A 22694-nucleotide genomic window follows, 5' to 3' on the forward strand; every position below is an offset into this window, starting at 1 on the left:
ATATCGTATTCAAACAAAAACAAAACTGACTCCGCTAGAAAAACGAAATCAGTTTGTTGCTTAAATTTTAATTTTAACTACATCAAGTAGGCTTTTTTGTACTGTCTGCATAACTTGGGGCAGTTCAAAAGCCTCGTTTTTGACTGAAACGAGGCTTAATTTGATATTTACTTTTCCTGCAAAAGCTTGTTAAGCTCCTCCATAAAGGTGTTGATGTCCTTGAACTGGCGGTAAACCGAAGCAAAGCGAACATATGATACCTCGTCCACATTCTTAAGGTGCTCCATAACATATTCTCCGATTGCCTTTGAGGTAACCTCCCTATCAAGTGAATTTTGAAGCTTTGTTTCTATATCCGTTACAATCTGCTCTATTGAGTCAAGTGAAACAGGGCGTTTCTCGCAAGCTCTTAAAATTCCTGCTGTAAGCTTGTTTCTGTCAAAGGTTTCTCTTGACTTATCACGCTTGACAACTATAATAGGCACAGTTTCAATAACCTCGTGCGTTGTAAATCGCTTATTACATCCAAGACACTCCCTACGTCTGCGAATTCTCTCGCCGTCATCAGCAGGTCTTGAGTCGATAACCTTGCTTTCTTCATATCCGCAATATGGACACTTCATAAAAAAATCCTCCCGACAGAATATTCTTTATAGTAATTATATCACATATTGAGAATAAATTGCAAGAAAATACTAAATATTGATTTAACAAGCTTTATGCTGATATTTTATTAAAATTAACAATAACTCTGTTCAAGCAATTGGTCTACAAGGTTGTATGACGCTATAAGCTCGGAAAGCTCTGAAAAGTTTGAACGGTATACCTCAACAATAAAATCGCCACTGTAACCGTTAGTTTTTAAGACGTCAAAAATTCTTTTATATTCCATTGTTCCGTCGCCTGGCAACAAGCAATCGTTATTATTATCGTTATCGTTTATATGAACGTGAACAAGCATATTTCCCATTGCACTGCACATTTCATAAGGGTCATTACCTGAGCGCACCGCTTGTTTTATATCAAAAACAAAGCTTGCTTCGTCGCCTAAATATTCTCTCATTTTTCTGATAAACGCCGGGTTTTGACTTCTGAAAGCATTTACGTTTTCCTGCGCAAGGGTTACGCCGTATTCCCTTGCGACTCTTGCAAGCTGTGCAAAGCGTTCAAAATATAGCTCATCGCTTATTCCGTTTGTACTTGTCTTTCTGTCGCCATGCAGCACAACGATTTCTGCGCCTAAATACGCCGCACAGGAAAAGTAGCTTTTGTAAAATTCAAGGGTTTCTCTGAAGCGTTTTTCGTAATCGCTGAATATAAGATATGGCTCATAACCAGAGGTGAACGGGTGAATTGATTTAACTTTTGCACCGTACTCGTTTAAAACATTGAGAAGCTCAGTAGTATATGGCTTTTGAATTTCACTTAAAGTATTAAAAAATATTTCAACGCATTTTACGCCGTTTTGTAGCAGGCTTTTAAGCGCATCAGTTGTTTCCATAGGATACAAGCAGGCTGTTGATACTCCGGCTGTCATATTATCACCGCTTTAAGCTGATTTTTTACTGTTGATAAATTTTTTACCCTTAATCTTGCCGACTATAACATAAACCAAGGCTACTGTGAAAATAGCTATGCTTATCCACTGCGAGGTTGAGAACGGACCCCAGAAGCCTCTGATTGCATCACCTCTGAAAAATTCATCGACAAAACGAACAACAGGGTATGTAAAGCAGTAAACCAAAACAAGGTTTCCTTTCCTTATTTTATGCTTATTATAGCACACAAGCAAAAGAATAAAAATCAAAATATTAAAAAATGCTTCAATAAGCGGAATGGGCAGGCGGCAAACTCCGTTTGCTTCTACTACAATTGAATTCGTATAGGTAAAGCCGATTGGAAATTCTATACCGTAACAGCAACCACCGAGAAAGCAGCCTATTCTGCCAAAGAAATGAAAAAGCGGTATGCAAGGAACAATGAAGTCACAGTATGCACCAACATCTTTTTTAGTTGTTTTCAAATAGATTACTGCGGCTATTGCTCCGCCGATGAGTCCTCCGTAGAAAACCATTCCGCCTATCTGCGTTATCAGTATAGAAAAGCCTATTCCGAAATCGTTGAAGAATTCGTCAAAACGGTTGAAAATTTCAATTATTTTACCGATATTCGTTATACCGTATAAAATATGCGAACCGATAAAGATACCAAGTGCAATCCACAACGCAGCGAAAATTAAACTTACATCATTCACTATGTCCTGTTTTTTTATCTGGATAAAGGCATAAATTACACAGGCGACTATTCCAAATGCAACCATAAGGCCGTAGGAAGAAATAGGCAGACCGAAAATATTGATGTATGAGCTCATTTATGTTCCTCCAAAAATTAAGGGTGTTCTGATTTTCAGAACACCCGAAAATTTAATCAAATAAAGTAATTCTAAATTACAATCAGCTTAAGCTTCTGAGAAGGTCATTGTATGCAGAGCTTGAGCTTGCAGCTGAATTTACGCAACATGATGAGCAAGCGCATGAGGATACGCAAACAACTAAAAGCAAGAATGTAAGTACCGCACCGACAATAGACAAAACAATACCTGCTGTAAGCAAAGGATCCTTTGATGTCTTTTTGCCTGTTGCCGCAAAAACCAAGCCGACTACTGCGGCTACAAGGGACAAGAAAATAAGAACTCCGCTTGTAATTGTACCTGTCATAACATCATTCGCATATGTTAAAATGCTGCGAGGATTGCAAATGCAAGCGCAAAAAACAATCATAGAAATAAGATTCAAGAGTATGCTTGCGCCACCGCAGATTGTAGAAATAATACCCTTTGTGTGTGCAGACGGGTCGCTTCCCGGAACAAAGCCGTTATTTGAAGTCATAAACGGGTTATTAGGCTGTGTGTTAAAATTATGACCGCCATTATTAGCAGCAAACGGATTATTGTTGTCAGGCTGCGGATTAAACGGCTGCTGCGGCTGCGGCTGTTCAAACGGCTGCGGCTGAAACGGCTCTTGCGGCTGCTGAGCATTATTCTGATTTAAGTTTGGATCCTGCGGGAAATTATTATTATCCATTTGTATATCCTCCTAAATATGTATTATATTAATTTAAGTTTAGCACTCGCATTGCTGTTTGTCAAGAAAACAACCATCTTTTTTTAACAAATTGTTAAGAAAAAGCCTTGTTTTCGACATAACTATATAGCTGTCAAAAATCAACACACAATCACAGTGCATAATATAGCATCATTATTTTATAATATCAGCTGTATCTGCCCCAATAAGCAAAATTAAGTCCTTCGGCGCAAGCTCAATTTGATAACCTATTTTACCAGCGCTTACAATGATTTTGTCAATATTCAAAGCTGAGCTGTGAATCACCGTTTTATACTGCTTTTTCATTCCGACAGGCGAGCAGCCGCCTCTTATATAGCCTGTTACCTTATTAATATCCTTCACGTGAATCATTTCAACCGATTTTTCACCGACTGCTTTAGCTGCCTTTTTAAGGTCAAGCTCTTCAGCGACAGGAACAACAAAAACAAAATATCCGCCGTTTCCGTGCGTTACCAGTGTTTTAAACACGTAATTAGGATTTTGATTTAACAGTTTTGCTACGCTTACTCCGTCAACTGCTTCCTTACCGTGTGGGTATTCGTAATGGTTGTACTCTATTTTTTCCTTGTCGAGTATTCTCATAACATTTGTTTTAGTTTCAGCCATTTTATCACCCTCAAATGTCTATATCAAGCTCAATCGGACAATGGTCAGAGCCGAAAATATCGGTGTGAATTTTAGCGTCTGAAAGCTTATCATCAAGAGATTTCGATGTGCAGAAATAGTCTATACGCCATCCCGCATTTTTCTCTCTCGATTTAAATCTGTATGACCACCACGAATACACACCCTCCTTATCGGGATAAAAATACCGGAAGGTATCGGTAAAGCCTGAATTGAGCAAGGCGGTCATCTTTGCCCTTTCTTCATCGGTAAAACCTGCATTATTGCGGTTGCTCTTTGGATTTTTTAGGTCAATTTCTGTATGAGCTACATTTAAATCTCCGCAAAAGATAACCGGCTTAAACTTTTCAAGCTCCTTTAAATATTTAAGGAAATCGTCCTCCCACTCCATACGGTAATCAAGACGCTTAAGCTCATTTTGTGAGTTTGGAGTGTAAACCGTAACAAAATAAAAAGTATCAAATTCAAGGGTTATTACTCTGCCCTCTTTATCGTGTTTTTCTATGCCAAGTCCATAGTTTACTGACAGCGGCTCTGCTTTTGTAAAAATTGCAGTTCCCGAATAGCCCTTTTTCTCGGCATAGTTCCAATACTGATGATAGCCGTCAAGCTGCAAGTCAATCTGTCCGCCTTGCAGTTTGGTTTCCTGCACACAGAAGATATCGGCGTCTGCGTTTTTAAAAAAGTCAAGAAATCCCTTTTGAACACAGGCTCTCAGTCCGTTTACATTCCACGAAATCAGCTTCATATTACCACTTCCTAGTTTATCAATTACTGTTGTTTTTCATTTTTTCAAGCTCGTTGCAGATTTCATTTGCAAGCTTAATATACTTTTGATATTCAACCGAGCCTTCCTGCGTTTTTGAATTTCCTACCGGAATATTCACATATTCTGTCGCTGTGTCCCTCACAGTCACAACAACTACAATTCGTTCAAAGGTTTTGCACCGCTGTGCTGTTGCTTCGCCAAAACTGCCGTAGCCTTGAAGCTTTGCTTTTCGCTTCATTGATATTCCGTCAAGCTGAATATCATAATCCAATATATCTGAATAATCATAAAGTCTGTCGGCAGTTTTACTGCTCCACTTTCTGCGGTTTTCATCTATCCAAAGTGAGCCGAGCTTTTTTGTGGGATTGCACTTATACATACCGAATAGCCGAAAAAGCCTTATACCTGCCGCAAAATTGCCGTATGACATTATAGCAATTGCAACAAGCAGCAGTACCGCCAATATCAGAATAAAAGTAATAATGCCGTGATAAGGCATAGATATCCCTCCGAGAAAGCAGAAAACTAATCCTTTTTGAGGTGTACATCAATCTGTTCAAACGGGATTGTTATTCCGTTTTTATCAAACTCTATCTTTGTTTGCTCTTGTAAATCAAAGTAAACATTCCAATACTCCTCTGTTTTGCACCACACTCGAAACGCAATGCCGATTGAACTGTTGCCTTGCTCCAAAACGCCTACTATCGGCTCAGGTGATTTAAGTATTCTATCTTCACTTTCGGCAATATCTGACAGAACCTTTTTGGCAAGTTTAATATCGTTTGAGTAGTCAATTTTAAAAACAAGGTCTATACGGCGCATATCTTGGGAAGTGTAGTTGATAAGATTATTGTTTGTTAAACGTGAGTTTGGAATAATTACCTCTTTGTTATCTATGGTTATTAAATACGTGTTCGTTATCATTATTTTATCAACCGTTCCTTCCAGTCCCTCAAACTGGATATACTCGCCTGCTTTAAACGGTTTATTAATTATAATCATAACGCCGCTTGCAACATTCTTCATTGTGTCCTGAAGTGCAAGACCGATTGTTACCGTTGCCGCTCCAATTGCTGTCAACAGTGCCGCAACGTTTACTCCAAGCTGTGCAATAGCAGAAATTATAATAAAAATTCGCAGAGCACAAAGAACTACGGAATATATGAATGTAATTGCGGCAGGGTCAATTTTACTCTTACCGAGTGCCTTTTTCATCAGCTTGCAAATAAAGCGTGACCCCCACCAGCCGACAATAAATATAACTATTGCAACTATAAGATGAGGAATAAAACCAAGAAATGCATCTGTAAGCTCGCCAAGCCATTTTTCAAACTCGTTAACGGATGCAACTTCCGTTGATGTTTCAAAAAGAAAACTATTTATTTTTCGTCACCGCCATTCTTAAGATAATAAACAGCATCGGCAAAATTGATTGGACTTGCATCATCATTCGCCTTTTCAAAAAATTCTCCCTTCAGTTCCTTACCGTCACCAAAGTATAATACACCCTCGCCACAGGGCTTTCCGTTTTTAAAGCGTCCTGTGTATCTGTGGTCGGTATAAAGCATTGTTCCGCTGCCGCTCGGCTTGCCGTTTACAAGTGAACCGGAATAAATACCCTTGCCGACAAGCTGCTCAGACACAAACACGGGCGGCTTTTTATACTTATGATACGCAGTATCCTTAAGCTTTTCGCAGTATTCAAGCTCTGACAAGGTCTTTGGTATAACACGCATAGCCTTGTACGGCTCGCCGTACTTGAATATTCCCTCAAACTGCTTTTCACCATATGAAGTGTACGAACAGCCCATACCCTCTCTTATACCGTTTGCAGCACTTCCCTCATACAGAACACAGCCGTTTTTATCATACTCACGCATATATGTGCATTTGCCGTATTCATAAATACATTCTTTGAGCAGATATTCGCCGCTAATTACATTGATTCTGCCGCACATTTCTCCGTTTTCAAACATTCCCGCAAAATCAGAATTGCTCTCAAAATCATGTAGTACACCTTGTCCGCTGTATTTATCTTCAAGCCAGAAGCCTGTGTAAACAGCTTCGTTATTCTTATAGCTTATGCCAAAGCCGCTTTTTTTATCATCGTCAAAGCTTCCCATATATTCACAAAGATTATCGCTAAACACTCTGCCGAGTCCACATTTTTTGCCGCCGACAAAGCTGCCCTCGTACACCTTTGCGCCGCCAAGATAGAGCGCACCCTTGCCTGAATATTCGCCGTTTTTCAGTCCGCCCTTATACAAAAGCTCTCCGCTTTTAGAATAAACCGAAATTGCACCCTTTTCCCTGCCGTTTTCAAAGCTGGTGGAATAATACGAACCGTCGCTTTTATATATAGTGCCCTTGCCGTGATATTCGCCATCCTTAAATCCGCCCTTATATATAAGAGTTCCGTCCTGCAACCTATGTGTGGCCTCACCCTTTATCTGACCGTTTAAAAACTCTCCGCTTACAAAGGAATTATCGTCAAGATAGAGCACTCCATAGCCGTTTTGCAGCCCGTCCTTGAATTCTCCGTAATACATAAGCGCCCCGCTTTTATCAAAAAGCCTGCCTGTACCGTTATATTTTCCATCCGACATTTCACCGTTATACACAATATTTCCCGACAAGTCGAGAACAGTAGCAGGATTTTTCATCTTTCCGTTGTCACACTTCTGCACTACAAGGCTTTCGTTTTTACTGTCAACTGTGATAGCAGCTCCATGCGGCTCATCATTTTTATAGCAAACAACGGAGGAAAGCTTACCGTCTGAGGTAAAACGTGCGGCTGTGCCCTTTTTTCTGTCATTCTCAAAACCGCCTGCGCTTATACTGCCGTCATTCAAAAATGTAATGCCGAAACCGTTTTTCTTGTCCTCACTCCATTTGCCGACATAGCTTATTTTACCGTTTTTGAAAAATTGTGCGCCAAATCCGCTGCGCTTATCTGCGTTATATCCGCCACAATACAAAACAGAGCCTTTTTCGGTTACAGTTACTCCTCCGCCGTCCCTCTCGCCCTTTTTGCTTAGTGAGCCGAAGTAGCAGTATTTTTCCTTTGGAGAATTTTCAATTATTTTATTCGGTGTGCCGTTATCGGTTATACTTCCAGCTTGCTCCTCTTCATATGTATTATTGTCCGATTCGTTATTTAATACAGCTTCAGCAACGTTTTCCTCTTCTGATATCTTCTTATTTTCGGTTATTTCAGCTTCGCTTTCTGTTTTTTCGTTCTCATCAGCCAAATCTGTGTTTACGTTCTCCGGCTTGTTTTCCGACTTTTCCTCTTGTATTGAGGTATCGCTGTTTTTAATATTCAGCGTTGTAAAATCGCCGTACATAAGTGAAGCGTCAAAGAAAAAACCTTTTCTTTGTATGTTTTCCTCAGATAAATCGGGTGTATTGGCAAAGCTTTCTTCAGCTGCGGCAGCGAAGAAATATTCGCCGTTCAAGGTTTTTGCCGTTACAATAATTTCAGATTCTGTTTCGCCTTTATCCTTGTATGGCGTTAATATCTGCGCAGGCTTACCAGGATACTGCACAGCAATTGAAAGACCGTTGTCATTACTGCAAGCAGTCAGGGTAGCAGTTACTGCTCCACGTGAGTAATACTCGCTCTTTTGCCATATGTTGGTACGTGAGAAATAAATTTTCTTTAATATATCGCCGCTTTGATTTGAGCAGACCACAGTATAACTGCCGGAGGAATCGGCTACTGATAACTCGGTGGTCTTGCCGTTTACCTCCTTTAGCCACTTCATCGGCTTTGCGTTGTCAAGCATATAGCGGCAACGAACGCTGTCAATTCCTGAGGTAAAGAAAACCCTATCCTTTATTTTTTTGTGGGTTGTGAAGTATCTGCGGCGAGCATCCGACAGAATATCGCCGTTTTTGTCGGCATCATCCTCACTTTTAAAATAAACCGCTAAAATTACGGTATTCTGTGAAAGGCTTGTTTTCTTATCCAATTCCTTTACTCCTTCTTTGACAAAATAACACGCAAGTGCGGCAGTCTATGCTGCCGCACAAAATTACTTATTGGCTTTTTTATCATTGCTCGATACGTTTATTCTTTCCTCTTCCTTAACAAAGGTAGCCGCATCAAGCTTTTGACATATACTTGAAATATATTCTGCAATTACTGATGAGAATATCATCAAAACGCCGCCTACAAGCAATATAAGCGGAATTGCCGCAGTAAAGCTGTTCCACAGTACTATCTTAATAACCATGGTAACAATTCCTGCAATTATCATAGCTGTGCCGCCGTAAAAGCCGAGCATTGAAATCAGCCTTATAGTTCCCTTTGGGTATGTAGTCATTGTGGACATTGACGCATCGTATTTTTGTGAGAAGCTGCTGCCCGGAGCTGACTTTGACGGAGTATACGGCAGAACCATATAGCTCAAACCGAGTGTGTTAATTACACTTCTAATCTGCATATTTTTGTATGCCTTGCTTGTTATTGTTTTTACAAAGCTTTTGTCATACAGACAGAAGCCTGTGAACTGCTTCATCGTTTTTGTGCCTGTTGACGAGAAGAGAATGTTGCAGTAAATATTGCGAAGCCCGTTAAAAATTGGGTTTGTGCCGCCCTTTGACCTTGCGCAGACTATTATTTTACTGCCTTCCTCCCAAAGCTCAAGCATCTTCGGAATTGCCGCTATGGGGTGTGTTCGGTCAGGCTTCATTGTTATAACACATTCGCCTTCAGCAAGCGTCATACCGTACTTTGCAGCAAGCTCAAACCCGTAATCGGCAACGGTATATGCGCATTTTACCTTTTGAGTAACCTCGCACAAACGAGCAAGATAAGACTTGGTTTGGTCGCTTGAATTATTATCTACAAATATAATCTCATATTCATAATTTGAAATTCTTGTTTCGCAAACGTCAATAAGCTCCTTTGCAAAGCTCAGCACTGTATCCTGATTATTCCTGGTGGGAACAATAATGCTTATTTTACTCATAGTCCTACTCCTTTAATCGGTTAGAATATATCTTTTCTTCTTCTCAATTTTATGAACACTTATCTCATATTATTATATACTAAAACAAGATTTTTTTCAACGAATTGCGCAAAGTTTAGCGGAAAAATATAAATTTTGCAAAAAAGGAGTATAAATTAAGCCTGCCAAAGCTAACCGGCAGGCATATAAAACTATTTTTCTGTCAATGTTTTGTAGAAAAACGGTCGGCGGTCACGGAAAACGCCCCAACCAAGACGGTTCTCAAATATTTCATCTAAATCAAATTCAGCAGAAATGACCGCTTCCCTATCACGGGACGCTTCGGCAATAATTTCGCCTGTTTCATCGGTAATAAACGAGCTTCCGTAGAACACGAGTGACGAGCTTTGGTTGCCGTTTTCCTCACAAGGGGTAACAATCTCCTCACCGATTCTGTTTGCTGCTATAACTGGAATTACATTTGCAACCGAGTGTCCCTGCATACACCTTTGCCAGCGACGCATACTGTCGCACTCAAGAATTGGCTCCGAGCCGATAGCTGTTGGATAAAAGATAAGTTCAGCGCCGTTAAGCGCAAGCGCCCTTGCTGTTTCAGGAAACCATTGGTCCCAGCAAATGCCGACGCCGATTGTTGCATACTTCGTTTTGAATGTCACAAATCCTGTGTCGCCCGGAATAAAATAAAATTTTTCCTGATAGTAATGGTCATCCGGAATATGAGTTTTTCGGTAAACTCCCAAAACCTCGCCGTCAGCGTCAATTACGGCAACTGAATTGAAAAGTCTGTTGCCGTCACGCTCGTAAAAGCTTACGATAATGACCGCTGCCAATTCAGCTGCAACCTTTTTGAAGTGCATTACAGCGTCATTTTCATCAACAGGCTTTGCGAAAGCGTAATATTCATACCGCCGTTCCTGACAAAAATACTGACGTTCAAAAAGCTCAGGCAATAAAATTATGTTTGCGCCGTCCTTTGCAGCGTCTCTGACAAGCGAATCAGCTTTTTCTATATTATTTTTAATGTTGGCTGTGCATTGCATCTGCACTGCCGCTGTTTTTACCTTTCTCATATTCTGCACCTCAAATATGCTGCGGAATCTGCTGCGTAATACAGTGTATATTTCCGCCGCCGAGTATTATCTCTCTTGCGTAAATCGGAACAATTTCACGGTTCGGGCAAATGCTTTTTAGTATTTCAGCCGCCGTTTTATCGCTCTCTATATTTTCCCCGCCAAACTGCGGAAGTATTAATGCGTCGTTGCAAAAATAAAAATTTACATATGAAGCCGCAAGGCGTTCGCCTGCTTCACGCACATCCTCGCCCGGTTCAAAATCATAGCCGAGCAAGTCACTGTCTGTTACGCAGACAGGAATTTGGGGAATCGGCAGCTTATGAACCTTAATTTTTCTGCCCTGCGCATCGACTGAGCCTTGAATCACCTCAAGGCATTTTTTTGAAATTTCATACTGCGGATCATCTTTATTGTCTGTCCACGCCAGCACAACCTCCGCAGGTGCAATAAAAGCGCAAATGTTGTCTATATGTCCGTTTGTTTCATCGTTATATATTCCCTTTGGCAGCCAGATTATTTTTGACACGCCAAGATAGGCTTTAAGCTTTTCTTCTATTTCAAGCCGTGTAAGCTGTGGATTTCTGCCGGCACTAAGCAAACATTCCTCGGTTGTAATTAGCGTTCCCTCTCCGTCAGTGTGTATAGAGCCGCCCTCAAGCACAAACGGATGTGCATCATAAAGCTGAATACCCTTTGCCTTGCAAAGCTCATAAGGAATTTTATCATCATTTTTCCAAGAAGCGTAGAGTCCGTCATAATTACCGCCCCACGCATTGAAACACCAATCGACAGCACGTAAATCACCGCTGCTGTTTACCAAAAAGGTCGGCGCAGTATCTCTTGCCCACGCATCGTCGGAGTTTATATTTATTATCTCAACATTTTTAATTTCAGAAAGTGCTGATTGAGCCGCCTTAAGCTGATTATCACCTGCAAGAACTATTACCCTTTCGTGCTTTGATATTTCTGTGATAATCTGCGTAAACACACGCTCAGCGGCTTTTGCTTCATAGCACCATGAGCCAGGGCGGTAAGGCCAAATCATAATAGTTGCGCAGTGCGGTGAAAACTCGGCAGGCATATAGTAGCCGTCATTTACAGGGACAGCGTTACCTAAAATATAGATAAAATCAGACATTATGATAATCTCTCCCTAAAATCATCATAGGAAAACCGCTTGATTATCTCACAGTTATCCTCGCTGTGCATAAGCACGATTGAGGGCAGCGGCATACCGTTGAACGTGTTGTTCTTTACCATTGAATAGATTGCCATATCCTCAAAAACAAGCCTGTCGCCTATCTTAATTTCATCGTCAAAGCTGTAATCGCCGATAACATCGCCTGCAAGGCAAGTGCAGGAGGAAAGGCGGTAAGTAAACTTTTTCTCGCCAGCTTCTCCGCTGTTTTTAAGCGGCGGTCTGTACGGCATTTCAAGCACATCCGGCATATGACAGGCAGCTGAGATATCAAGAATTAAAATATCCAGTCCGTTTTGGACAATATCCATCACCTCAGTAATAAGGTAGCCTGCATTCAGCGCAACAGCCTCGCCAGGCTCAAGATAAACCTCGACATCATACTTTTGCTTGATATAAATTATCAAGTCCTCAAGTGCCTTAATATCATAATCTCTTCGGGTTATGTGATGACCTCCGCCAAGATTCAGCCATTTTGCATTGTAGAAATACTCACCAAAGCTTTTTTCAGCTGCATAAAAGGTTTTAATAAGGTCATATGAATTCTGCTCGCAAAGTGTATGGAAATGAAATCCGTCAACATTTTTTAGCAAGCACGGTTGAAAATTAGCCTTTGTAACTCCGAGCCGTGAACCATATGCACAAGGGTCGTAAATTTCGTGTCCCTCCTGCGTCGAAAACTCCGGATTTATGCGGATTCCAACACTTATGTTATTTCTTTCCCATACGGGCCTGAACTTTTCAAGCTGTGAAAAGGAATTGAAAACAATGTGATTGCAGATTTTTGCAAGCTGTGAAAATTCATCGTCCTTAAAGGCAGGAGCAAAAACATGGGTTTCCTTACCGAAATACTCATAGCCAAGCTTAGCTTCATAAAGTCCGCTTGCAGTTGTGCCGCTTAAATATTTGCTGATAAGCGGATAGGTGCAGTATGCAGAAAAAGCTTTTTGCGCAAGCAAAATTTTACAGCCTGTTCTATCCTGAACACCTTTCAGTATTTCAAGATTTTTTATTAGCGCCTGCTCGTCAATAACATAGCACGGCGTCGGTAAATCTGAAAATTTCATAATATCACTCTACTGTAACAGGGTTTTCGTCAACAACCCATGGAAGTCCGTATTTATTGAGCGCTTCCATATACGGGTCGGGGTCAAACTCCTCGACATTATAAACGCCCGGCTTTTTCCACTGTCCTGTAAGCACAAGAGATGCGCCTATCATAGCGGGAACGCCCGTTGTATAGGAAACAGCCTGAGAGCCAACCTCTTTATAGCACTCCTGGTGGTCGCACATATTGTAAATGTATATTGTCTTTTCCTTGCCGTCTTTGATTCCTGTGAAGATACAGCCGATATTGGTTTTGCCCTTTGTTCTCGGTCCGAGCGAAGCAGGGTCCGGCAGAAGCTGCTTTAAGAACTGGATAGGAACTATCTCCTTACCCTCATACATAACAGGCTCGGTTGAGAGCATACCTACATTTTCAAGGCACTGCATATGGGTAAGATAGCTTTGGCCGAATGTCATAAAGAAGCGGATACGCTTTACATTTGGAATGTTCTTTGCAAGCGACTCTATCTCCTCGTGGTGGAGCAGATACATATCTTTCTTTCCTACGCCGTCAAAGTTATACTCTCTCTTAATCTCCATTGGCTTTGTTTCAATCCACTTGCCGTTTTCCCAATATGAACCGTTTGCGGAAACCTCTCGCAGATTGATTTCAGGGTTGAAGTTTGTGGCAAACGGATAGCCATGGTCGCCGCCGTTGCAGTCCAAAATATCTATATAGTGTATTTCGTCAAAATAATGCTTGAGAGCATAAGCCGAAAACACGCTTGTAACACCCGGGTCAAAGCCTGTGCCAAGCAGAGCTGTTATGCCGGCTTTTTCAAATTTTTCTTTATATGCCCACTGGTATGAATAATCAAAATAAGCCGTAAAACCAAGCTCCTTACAGCGCTTTTCATATGCAGCTCTCCACTGTGGCTCTGTTATATCCTCAGGCTCGTAATTCGCTGTGTCAATATAATCTACCTTTGTTTCAAGGCAAGCGTCCATAATGGTAAGATCCTGATACGGAAGCGCAAGATTCAGCACAGCTTGCGGCTTGTAATCGTTAATTAGAGCTACAAGCTCATCCTTGTTGTCGGCGTCAACCTGAGCCGTTGTAATTACAGTCTTTGTTGTGTCTTGAAGCTTTTCCTTAAGTGCGTCACACTTTGATTTTGTTCTGCTTGCAATGCATATTTCTGTGAAAACCTCGCTGTTTTGGCAGCATTTGTGAATTGCTACGCTTGCAACACCGCCGCAGCCGATAATTAATAGTCTGCTCATTTTATTAGTCCTTTCTGCTTTCCTTTCCCTCTTCCTGCTCAAGCAGATCCTCGACGTATTTTGGAAGCATAAATGCGCCGAGATGAAGGTTTGTTGAGTAATACCACGTTTGTATTTTTCTTTGATTCCACCGCTTGGCATTGAAATCCTTAAGCGGATGATATTTTTTTGAGGCAAAGCCAAACAACCAGTAGCCTGCGGCACACGTTGGGATATGCGCCTGATAAACTCGGCTTATCGGGAATGAACGGAAAACCCTCTTGTGCATTGCACGGCAAGCCTCCTCATCCTCGTCATAGAACGGACTGCCATGCTGATAAACCATTATTCCGTCATCCTTAAGAGCCTTGTAGCAACTGCCGTAAAACTCCTTTGTAAACAATCCCTCAGTGTGTCCGAACGGGTCGGTTGCATCGTTTATTATGAGGTCATATTCACCGTGGCAGGTTCGTAAAAACCTTAGTCCGTCCTGATAGTAAATATTCACTCGCTCGTCGTCAAGTCCCTTTGAGTTGTCCGGAAAATACTTTTTGCACACCTCGACAAACATTTCGTCAGGCTCTACAACATCAATCACCTTGATTTCCTCATAGTGTGAAAGCTCTCTTGCCACGCCGCCGTCACCGCCGCCGATTACGAGAACCTTTTGTACATTTGGATGCACGGCCATTGGAACGTGGACTATCATTTCGTCATATGTGAACTCATCCTTTTCAGAGAAAATCACATTGCCGTCCGAGGTTAAAAAGCGCCCGAACTCTTCCGACTCAAAAACATCTATTCTTTGAAAATCACTTTTACCGCTGAAAAGCTGATTATCAACCCTTATTGAAAGCTCTACATTGTCTGTATGCCTTTCTGAAAACCAAAATTCCATATATATCACCCACGATTTTATTTTAAGACGTTAAGACGTTCAATATTCGGGTCTTCTGTGCCCTGCATTGAACAGCCCTTTTCCTTGGCGTAGTTAATATACTCAATAATCTCATCCGTTATCATTTCACCCGGCGACAAAATCGGGATTCCGGGTGGATAGCACATAACAAACTCACTGCAAATCCTGCCCGCTGTCTGAGCAATTGGCAAAGACTCCTTTTCAGCATAGAACGCATCTCTGGGAGTTGCCGCTACTATTGGAGCGATGTACTCCATACTAAGCATCTTTTCATTGCTCTTTGAATACAATCGCTTAATATCGGCAAGCGCACCTACAAGACGTTCAATGTCCTGTATTCTGTCACCGATTGAAATATACGCAAGTATATTGCCTATATCACCGAATTCAATCTGAATATCGTATTCATCACGCAAAAGCTCGTAAACCTCGATACCTGCAAGGCCTATATCGCGTGTATAAACAGAAAGCTTTGTTACGTCAAAGGCAAAAACGCTCTTTCCGTTTGTAAGCTCCTGACCATAAGCGTAATAGCCGCCGATTTCATTTATTTCATTTCTGGCATACTCCGCCATTTTAATTACTTTTGAGAAGGATTCCTTACCCTTTAGAGCGAGGTTACGGCGTGAAATATCAAGGCTTGAAAGTAAAAGATATGAGGCGCTTGTTGTTTGGGTGAGATTGATAATCTGTGACACATACTCCCACTTAACACCTGTGTTAGTCAGCAAAAATGAGCTTTGGGTAAGGCTTCCGCCTGATTTATGCATTGAAACAGCAGCCATATCAGCGCCTGCCTGCATAGCAGAAACCGGAAGCTCGTTTGAAAAATAAAAGTGCGTTCCGTGCGCTTCATCTACAAGCACCTTCATACCGTGAGCATGAGCGACCTTTACAATTGAACGCAAGTCCGAGCATATGCCATAATACGTTGGGTTATTAACAAAAACGGCAATGGCGTCGGGGTTTTCCTTTATCGCCTGCTCAATCTGTGAAATATCCATTCCGAGCGAAATTCCGATTTTTGAATCAACATCCGGATTAACATAAGCCGGAACGCCTCCGCAAAGTACAAGGGCATTGATAACGCTTTTGTGTACGTTTCTGGGAAGAATTATCTTATCGCCCGCCTTGCAGACAGACCAAATCATACTCTGAACCGATGAGGTTGTACCGCCTACCATAAAAAAAGCATGAGCCGCACCAAAGGCGTCTGCGGCAAGCTGCTCCGCCTCCATAATAACAGAAACAGGATGACACAGGTTATCAAGCGGCTTCATTGAGTTTACATCAAGACCAACGCATTTTTCACCAAGAAGCTCTACAAGCTCTCTGTTTCCTCTGCCTCGCTTATGCCCAGGCACGTCAAACGGAACAACACGCTGTTTTCTGAATTTTTGCAGTGCCTCATATATTGGGGCTTTTCTTTGAGCATCTATATTCATAGCTATTCCTTTCAGCTTCTGCACCGACTTAATTGCATTTTGGCAAAAGAAAAAGGCGGCGCATTGCACCACCTGTTAGTCTTAATTTTAAACGCTATTCGGCAACGCTGCCAAGCGTAAAATGTATGAGGTTTCCGTTTTCAGCCTTTCAGCAAATATACGTTACTACTCTTATTGACCGTTTCACAAGTGATGTGTGCAAAGCACTGATTATAAAGTAATCAACTTATAAAATTTGAGCTTTTAACTCAATCAATAATGTGGCTTTCGCCACCCTCGGCAGCTGACCCGCCCGGCCGCTTGGGCTTAACTTGCAAGCAAGTGGTCATATATTTGCATGAAAACAGAACCACTATTTATCACGCTAAGAGCACCGAAAAAATCGGATACTTTAATTATAATATAACAATTTTGTCTATTTGTCAAGATAAAGCGAGATAGATTATGACGCTGCAAACAAAGTGATAAAACCGACTGTGCAAAAACAGTCGGTATGGTGTTTATCAAAGACTAATACCCATGAGCTTCTTTGAGCATCATATCCTTGACCTTCATCAAGCGAATCTGTGTGCTTCGCTCGTTTTCGTCAAGCTTCATTGTGATATATTTTATACTCTGCTGTGTTTCGGGTATCATAACGTGCTCCAATGCATTTACACGCCGCCTTGTTTTTTCAATCTCGCTTGCAAGCAAGGTGCAGGATTTTTCGCACTCGGCAAGTCGGAGCAAATCCGGCAGTACTCCGGCAAGCGACTTGACTGCATCATCAAGGTCTGAGGAAGTAAACGCAAAGCCGTAGGAGTAAATATCGTTTTCATCTGAGGTTCTCGTCTTTGTGTTGAAAACAGGAATGTCGACGCTCATAACATTTTTCGAGCCGACCTCAACAGATACCTCCTGCTTTGGCGCAAGCAATGCAGCGTTCAAAGCTTCATCACTCATCGAGGCACGTGCCAAAACAAAATTTTTGTTAGCCTCCTCAATGCTTTTTTCAACCTTTTCACGCAAAGCTTTATTCTCTCTGACCATATCAAGGAACTGTCGCATAAGCTCGTCACGCTTATCCTTGAGCAGCTTATGTCCTCTTACAGCGGTAACAAGCTTCTTTTTAAGCCTTGTAAGCTCCATTCTGGTGGGGTTTACGGTTTTATTAGCCAAGGCTGTTCACCTCTTTAGATTATTCTTTGCCGTAATATTTATCAAGGTATTCATCCTTGATTCTCTTAAGCTCGCTTCTCGGCAGAATTGAAAGCAGCTTCCAGCCGATTTCAAGGGTTTCCTCTATATCACGATTTGCATTGTACCCCTGTGAAACATACTGCTTTTCAAATTCATCGGCAAACTTTGCATATAGCTTATCAATATCGGTAAGCGCCGCTTCACCGAGAATAACCATAAGCTCCTTGGCGTCCTTGCCTCTTGCGTAAGCCGCAAAAAGCTGGTTCATTGTGTTAGCATGGTCTGCTCTTGTTTTGCCCTCGCCTATACCCTTATCCTTAAGACGGCTTAGTGACGGCAAAACGTCAATTGGCGGAGCAATGTTCTTTCTGTAAAGCTCACGGCTGAGAATTATCTGACCCTCGGTGATATAGCCTGTCAGGTCAGGAATCGGGTGGGTTTTATCGTCCTCCGGCATTGTCAGAATCGGAATAAGTGTGATACTGCCGTTTTTACCCTTTTGCCTGCCTGCTCTTTCATAAAGCGAGGCAAGGTCGGTATACATATATCCCGGATAACCACGTCTGCCAGGCACCTCTTTACGAGCAGCAGAAACCTCACGCAGAGCGTCTGCGTAGTTTGTAATATCAGTCATAATAACAAGAACGTGCATACCTGCGTCAAAGGCAAGGTACTCTGCCGCTGTGAGAGCCATTCTTGGAGTTGCTATACGCTCGATAGCAGGGTCATTTGCAAGGTTTACAAACATAACGGTTCTGTCGATAGCGCCTGTTTCCTTGAAGCTTTCAACAAAGTAGTTCGATTCTTCAAACGTGATACCCATAGCCGCAAAAACAACGGCGAACGGCTCACTTGTACCTCTAACCTTTGCCTGTCTTGCAATCTGAGCTGCAAGCTGTGAGTGCGGCAAGCCTGAAGCCGAGAAAATAGGGAGCTTCTGACCTCTTACAAGTGTATTAAGTCCGTCAATTGCGGAAACGCCCGTCTGAATAAACTCCTGCGGATAGTTTCTTGCCGCAGGGTTCATTGGCAGTCCGTTAATATCCATTCTTTTTTCGGGAAGAATGTCGGGGCCACCGTCAATAGGTCTGCCGAGTCCGTCAAAAACACGGCTGAGCATATCCTCGCTTACGCCAAGCTCCATACTTCTGCCGAGGAATCTTACCTTACTGTTTGAAAGGTTGATTCCTGCGCTGTTCTCAAAAAGCTGAACAAGCGCATCTGTGCCGTTAATTTCAAGCACCTTACAGCGGCGTTTTTCACCGCTTGCAAGCTCAATTTCGCCAAGCTCGTTGAAGCATACGCCTTCAACTCCCTTTACAAGCATCAAAGGACCTGCGACCTCTTCTATTGTTCTGTACTCCTTTGGCATTACAGCTCGCCTCCCTTGTCAATCTGCTCGTTTATCTGCGCCTCAAGCTTCTCAAGAATAGCCTTGTATTCCCCGTCAATCTTGTCATTCTCTGTGTATTTATATCTGCCTATCTGCTCACGAACCGGCAAGGCTACAAGAGCGTCAACATCAGCTCCCTTTGTAAGAGCATTTAGTGCCAAATCGTAATAGGCAAGAATCAATAGCATCATAAGATGCTGCTTTTTAAGCGGAGTATAGGTGTCAATTTCATGGAAGGCGTCCTGATGCAGGAAGTCCTCACGGATTGAGCGTGCAGCTTCAAGCTTGATTCTGTCAGGAGCTGACAGCGCATCCATACCAACAAGCTTTACTATCTCATCAAGCTCTGCCTCCTCCTGCAAAATAGCCATAAGCTTATGGCGACATTCCATCCAATCCTGAGCAACTGTTTCGTTGTACCAGTCGGACATTGTATCAATATAAAGCGAATAACTGTTGAGCCAGTTAATCGCCGGGAAATGGCGCTTGTACGCAAGAGCCGAATCAAGACCCCAGAACACTTTAACAATACGCAGGGTTGCCTGAGATACAGGCTCTGAAATATCGCCGCCGGGAGGTGATACTGCACCAATAACTGAAAGCGCACCCTCCTTATCGTCTGTGCCGAGGGTGATTACACGTCCTGCACGCTCATAGAACTGAGCCAGACGGCTGCCAAGGTATGCGGGATAGCCCTCTTCACCCGGCATTTCCTCAAGTCTTCCCGACATTTCACGAAGAGCCTCTGCCCAACGTGAGGTTGAGTCGCCCATAAGAGCAACGGAGTAACCCATATCACGGAAGTACTCGGCAATTGTGATGCCTGTATAAATTGAAGCTTCACGAGCCGCAACAGGCATATCCGAGGTGTTGGCAATAAGCACTGTTCTCTCCATAAGAGAGTGACCTGTTTTTGGGTCGATAAGCTCAGGAAATTCGTTTAGAACGTCTGTCATTTCGTTTCCACGCTCACCGCAGCCGATATATACAACAATATCGGCTTCTGCCCACTTTGCAAGCTGATGCTGAACAACTGTTTTACCGCTGCCGAAAGGACCCGGTACAGCCGCAACACCACCCTTTGCTATTGGGAAAAAGGTGTCGATAACACGCTGACCCGTTACAAGCGGCATATCCGGAGAAAGTTTTTTCTTGTACGGTCTACCAACACGGACAGGCCACTTCTGCATCATTGTTATGTCGTGGTCAACACCGTTATCGTCTGTTACAACAGCTATAACACTGTCAACAGTGTATTCGCCGCCTTTTATTGATTTAATCGTACCGTTTATTTTATTTGGCACCATTATCTTCTGAACAACAATTTCAGTTTCCTTTACGGTACCAAGACAGTCGCCTGCTGAAACCTTGTCGCCAACCTTAGCTGTCGGATTGAAGCTCCACTTCTTATCTCTGCTCAGCGACGGAACCTCAACACCTCTTGCAAGGTTGTTTCCGGACACTCTCATAATCTCGTCAAGCGGTCTTTGAATACCGTCATATATACTGCCGATAAGTCCGGGACCAAGCTCCACGCTCAGCGGAGAGCCTGTGGACTCAACCGGCTCCCCAGGGCCTAAGCCTGAGGTTTCCTCATAAACCTGAATAGACGCCTTGTCGCCGTGCATTTCTATAATCTCGCCTATAAGCCTTTGGTCGCTTACACGAACAACGTCAAACATATTTGCGTCACGCATACCCTCTGCAACAACAAGAGGACCCGCAACCTTTTGTATAATACCTTTGCTCATTTTTTATCAGTCATTCCCTTCAATGGGTTTTGTAATGTCAGTTATTAAAAATAATATCAGAGCCGACAGCCTTTTCAACAGCCTTTTTCACGTTTGTAATTCCTATGCCGTTGTTGTCCTTAACACCGGGAATAGGAATAACGGCAGGAAGCTGCCTGTCGGAAAGCTTGTCGATTTCATTTTCAAGCTGCAGTGCAAGCGACTCGGTAATATATATTACTGCATACTCGCCGTTAGCAATCCGCTTGAATTTTTCTGTCGGGTCTTCACCGTATTCAACAGCCACAACGTCAATACCGAGAACGCCGAAGCCGTATACACTGTCACGGTCGCCGATTGCTGCAATTCTATACATACATATCCCTCAGTCTTTCGTTTACTGCATTTGAATCAAGGTCATTTAGCTTTGCCGACAATATCAGCCTTACCGCCTTAATCTCGTTTTCCCTCGCTATGATATACGCCGCAAGCGGCCCTATTGTGAACGGCTCGCTCTTTTGCGGCTTAATGCTGTCAATAAGCTTATCATCGCACCACTTCTCAAAGGCTGACGGCGAAGCTTTTAATGCGTCAACCGCCGAAGCATATGAAGTAGTTGAGAGATAATTAAAAATATCGTCAAGCGATTTTGCCGCCGCCTTTGCAAGAAGCGTTATATTAACGCTATTGCACGGTGCTAACGCATCTAAGATAAAGTCAAGGCTCTTGCCTGTTTTTTCACATCGAACTGCTGTTTTTATGTCTGCGCTTGCAACGGTAAGCTCTGCATACAGCTTTATTACATCGCTGTTTGTTTCGCTTGCCTTTTTGTATATCGCCTTAAGGCAGGCGGTGTCGATTATAACATCGCAGAGCTGACCGTCACCTGTTTGCAAAAGCGTTGTCATTGCTTGCTGTGCAGTCTGCTGTAAATGGTCGGGCAAATCTTTATAGCTGTGAGCCTTTATAGCGTCATATATTTTTTCACCGCTGACTGTGCCGTTTTGCATAAGCATACCAAATGGATTTACATCTCTTGTAACAGCCTTCACTGATACCTTAAGGTTATGAAAATCGTCGGAATACCGAAATACATCAAACGGAGATAGGTCGTCCGTCAGCTCTGCCATAAGCGACCAGATTTTTTCCCTTTCGCAAGAGAGCAGAGCCGAAACGTCTGTTTCCTGCTCTTCTGTGCCAAAGCCCTTATCATAGAGGTATTGCAAGCAATCATCATAGCTTTTTGAGTTAATAAGGTTGTCTATATCCTGACGAGAAAGAAGCGAAAGCTCCCTTGAGCGTATTCTTGCTACTGCGTAGGTGTAGTCCTTTTTCAAATTAACACCTCCGATTATGAAAAGAGCAGTGAATAAACCTCGTCCTGAAGCTCATCATACTTTTCGCTGAAAATAGCATCGAAGGAGCAGTTTTCTTCAATGCCGCCGTATATCAAAACAAAGCCGCCGTCAATATTCGCCGTATCGTCTGTAAGCGTCAGCATACCGTTTGACAGCTGAGAAAGCGCATTGCCAAAGTCCTTGGGAAGTCTTTTACTGTCAGCTTTATTGAAAGCAATTTTGCCCTGTTCGTTTTTGTGAGAATTTTTTTCTACCATCTTTTTGATAATAGAGAAATACTCATTTTCAGGAAGCGAAAGCAGGCTTTTATGCGCTTTTTTGATAAGGTCAGAGATTATTTTCTGTTTAGCGTTCAGCATAGCTTGCTTTTTTACAAGTGACGCCGAGGACTCGCTGCGAGTTTTAATATCCTCACATTCGCTCTGAGTTTTTGCTGTTATGGCGGCAACCTCTTTTTCGGCTTCCTTTAAAATTTTCTGCTTATTATCAAATGCAGATTTTTCAGCTTCGCCTTTGATTTTTGCAACAGCGGCGTCGCTGTCTTCCTTAATCTGCTGTAAAATTTTGTCTAAGCCATTCATCTTTATTCTCCGTT

22 protein-coding genes are annotated in these 22694 nt (G+C 42.5%); all 22 read right to left on the reverse strand.

Annotation, left to right across the window (positions count from 1 at the left end; genetic code table 11):
• Positions 1–167 precede the first annotated feature (167 nt).
• On the reverse strand, positions 168–623 hold the full coding sequence (gene nrdR, locus GMA13_RS06325; protein ID WP_255883247.1) for a transcriptional regulator NrdR: 456 nt from the start codon (positions 621–623) through the stop codon (positions 168–170).
• A gap of 116 nt (positions 624–739) precedes the next feature.
• On the reverse strand, positions 740–1537 hold the full coding sequence (locus GMA13_RS06330) for a sugar phosphate isomerase/epimerase (RefSeq protein WP_255883248.1): 798 nt from the start codon (positions 1535–1537) through the stop codon (positions 740–742).
• Between the two features lie 12 nt (positions 1538–1549).
• Positions 1550–2371: a prolipoprotein diacylglyceryl transferase gene (locus GMA13_RS06335; protein WP_255883249.1), complete on the reverse strand. Its 822-nt coding sequence runs from the start codon at positions 2369–2371 to the stop codon at positions 1550–1552.
• An 82-nt stretch (positions 2372–2453) separates the two neighbouring features.
• Positions 2454–3083: a hypothetical protein gene (locus tag GMA13_RS06340; RefSeq protein WP_255883250.1), complete on the reverse strand. Its 630-nt coding sequence runs from the start codon at positions 3081–3083 to the stop codon at positions 2454–2456.
• Between the two features lie 174 nt (positions 3084–3257).
• The gene (gene ybaK / locus GMA13_RS06345) at positions 3258–3731 is read right to left on the reverse strand and encodes a Cys-tRNA(Pro) deacylase (RefSeq protein WP_255883251.1); all 474 of its coding nucleotides are present in this window, start codon (positions 3729–3731) and stop codon (positions 3258–3260) included.
• A gap of 10 nt (positions 3732–3741) precedes the next feature.
• A complete protein-coding gene (locus GMA13_RS06350; RefSeq protein WP_255883252.1) occupies positions 3742–4497 on the reverse strand; it encodes an exodeoxyribonuclease III in 756 nt (251 codons plus the stop codon).
• Between the two features lie 19 nt (positions 4498–4516).
• On the reverse strand, positions 4517–5017 hold the full coding sequence (locus GMA13_RS06355; RefSeq protein WP_255883253.1) for a hypothetical protein: 501 nt from the start codon (positions 5015–5017) through the stop codon (positions 4517–4519).
• A 26-nt stretch (positions 5018–5043) separates the two neighbouring features.
• Entirely contained in the window at positions 5044–5901 is an 858-nt protein-coding gene (locus tag GMA13_RS06360) for a mechanosensitive ion channel domain-containing protein (protein ID WP_255883337.1), read from the reverse strand.
• Complete coding sequence (locus tag GMA13_RS06365; protein WP_255883254.1) at positions 5898–8492, reverse strand: hypothetical protein; 2595 nt, start codon at positions 8490–8492, stop codon at positions 5898–5900. The genes GMA13_RS06360 and GMA13_RS06365 overlap by 4 nt, the downstream gene beginning before the upstream one ends.
• A gap of 63 nt (positions 8493–8555) precedes the next feature.
• Positions 8556–9494: a glycosyltransferase gene (locus GMA13_RS06370; protein WP_255883255.1), complete on the reverse strand. Its 939-nt coding sequence runs from the start codon at positions 9492–9494 to the stop codon at positions 8556–8558.
• Between the two features lie 191 nt (positions 9495–9685).
• Positions 9686–10564, reverse strand: coding sequence for an N-carbamoylputrescine amidase (gene aguB / locus GMA13_RS06375; RefSeq protein WP_255883257.1), 879 nt, complete (start codon positions 10562–10564; stop codon positions 9686–9688).
• 10 nt (positions 10565–10574) lie between these two features.
• Entirely contained in the window at positions 10575–11705 is a 1131-nt protein-coding gene (aguA, locus tag GMA13_RS06380; RefSeq protein ID WP_255883258.1) for an agmatine deiminase, read from the reverse strand.
• Positions 11705–12832: a carboxynorspermidine decarboxylase gene (gene nspC, locus GMA13_RS06385; protein ID WP_255883259.1), complete on the reverse strand. Its 1128-nt coding sequence runs from the start codon at positions 12830–12832 to the stop codon at positions 11705–11707. The genes aguA and nspC overlap by 1 nt, the downstream gene beginning before the upstream one ends.
• Positions 12833–12836: 4 nt before the next feature.
• Positions 12837–14096, reverse strand: a complete 1260-nt coding sequence (locus GMA13_RS06390; RefSeq protein WP_255883260.1) for a saccharopine dehydrogenase family protein — start codon at positions 14094–14096, stop codon at positions 12837–12839.
• Positions 14097–14100: 4 nt separating this feature from the next.
• A complete protein-coding gene (gene speE / locus GMA13_RS06395; RefSeq protein ID WP_255883261.1) occupies positions 14101–14973 on the reverse strand; it encodes a polyamine aminopropyltransferase in 873 nt (290 codons plus the stop codon).
• Between the two features lie 17 nt (positions 14974–14990).
• Entirely contained in the window at positions 14991–16439 is a 1449-nt protein-coding gene (locus GMA13_RS06400) for an aminotransferase class I/II-fold pyridoxal phosphate-dependent enzyme (protein WP_255883262.1), read from the reverse strand.
• 510 nt (positions 16440–16949) lie between these two features.
• On the reverse strand, positions 16950–17597 hold the full coding sequence (locus tag GMA13_RS06405; RefSeq protein WP_255883263.1) for a V-type ATP synthase subunit D: 648 nt from the start codon (positions 17595–17597) through the stop codon (positions 16950–16952).
• Positions 17598–17616: 19 nt separating this feature from the next.
• Entirely contained in the window at positions 17617–18990 is a 1374-nt protein-coding gene (locus GMA13_RS06410; RefSeq protein WP_255883264.1) for a V-type ATP synthase subunit B, read from the reverse strand.
• Complete coding sequence (locus GMA13_RS06415; protein ID WP_255883265.1) at positions 18990–20762, reverse strand: V-type ATP synthase subunit A; 1773 nt, start codon at positions 20760–20762, stop codon at positions 18990–18992. Before GMA13_RS06415 ends, GMA13_RS06410 begins: the two co-directional genes overlap by 1 nt.
• A gap of 37 nt (positions 20763–20799) precedes the next feature.
• Entirely contained in the window at positions 20800–21117 is a 318-nt protein-coding gene (locus GMA13_RS06420; protein ID WP_255883267.1) for a V-type ATP synthase subunit F, read from the reverse strand.
• Complete coding sequence (locus GMA13_RS06425; protein WP_255883269.1) at positions 21110–22078, reverse strand: V-type ATPase subunit; 969 nt, start codon at positions 22076–22078, stop codon at positions 21110–21112. The genes GMA13_RS06420 and GMA13_RS06425 overlap by 8 nt, the downstream gene beginning before the upstream one ends.
• Before the next feature lie 14 nt (positions 22079–22092).
• Positions 22093–22680: a V-type ATP synthase subunit E gene (locus GMA13_RS06430; RefSeq protein WP_255883270.1), complete on the reverse strand. Its 588-nt coding sequence runs from the start codon at positions 22678–22680 to the stop codon at positions 22093–22095.
• Between the last annotated feature and the right edge of the window lie 14 nt (positions 22681–22694).

Origin of the sequence: Ruminococcus sp. zg-924 (genome assembly GCF_024433635.1) — a bacterium.
In the GTDB taxonomy this organism is placed as follows: domain Bacteria; phylum Bacillota; class Clostridia; order Oscillospirales; family Acutalibacteraceae; genus UBA7067.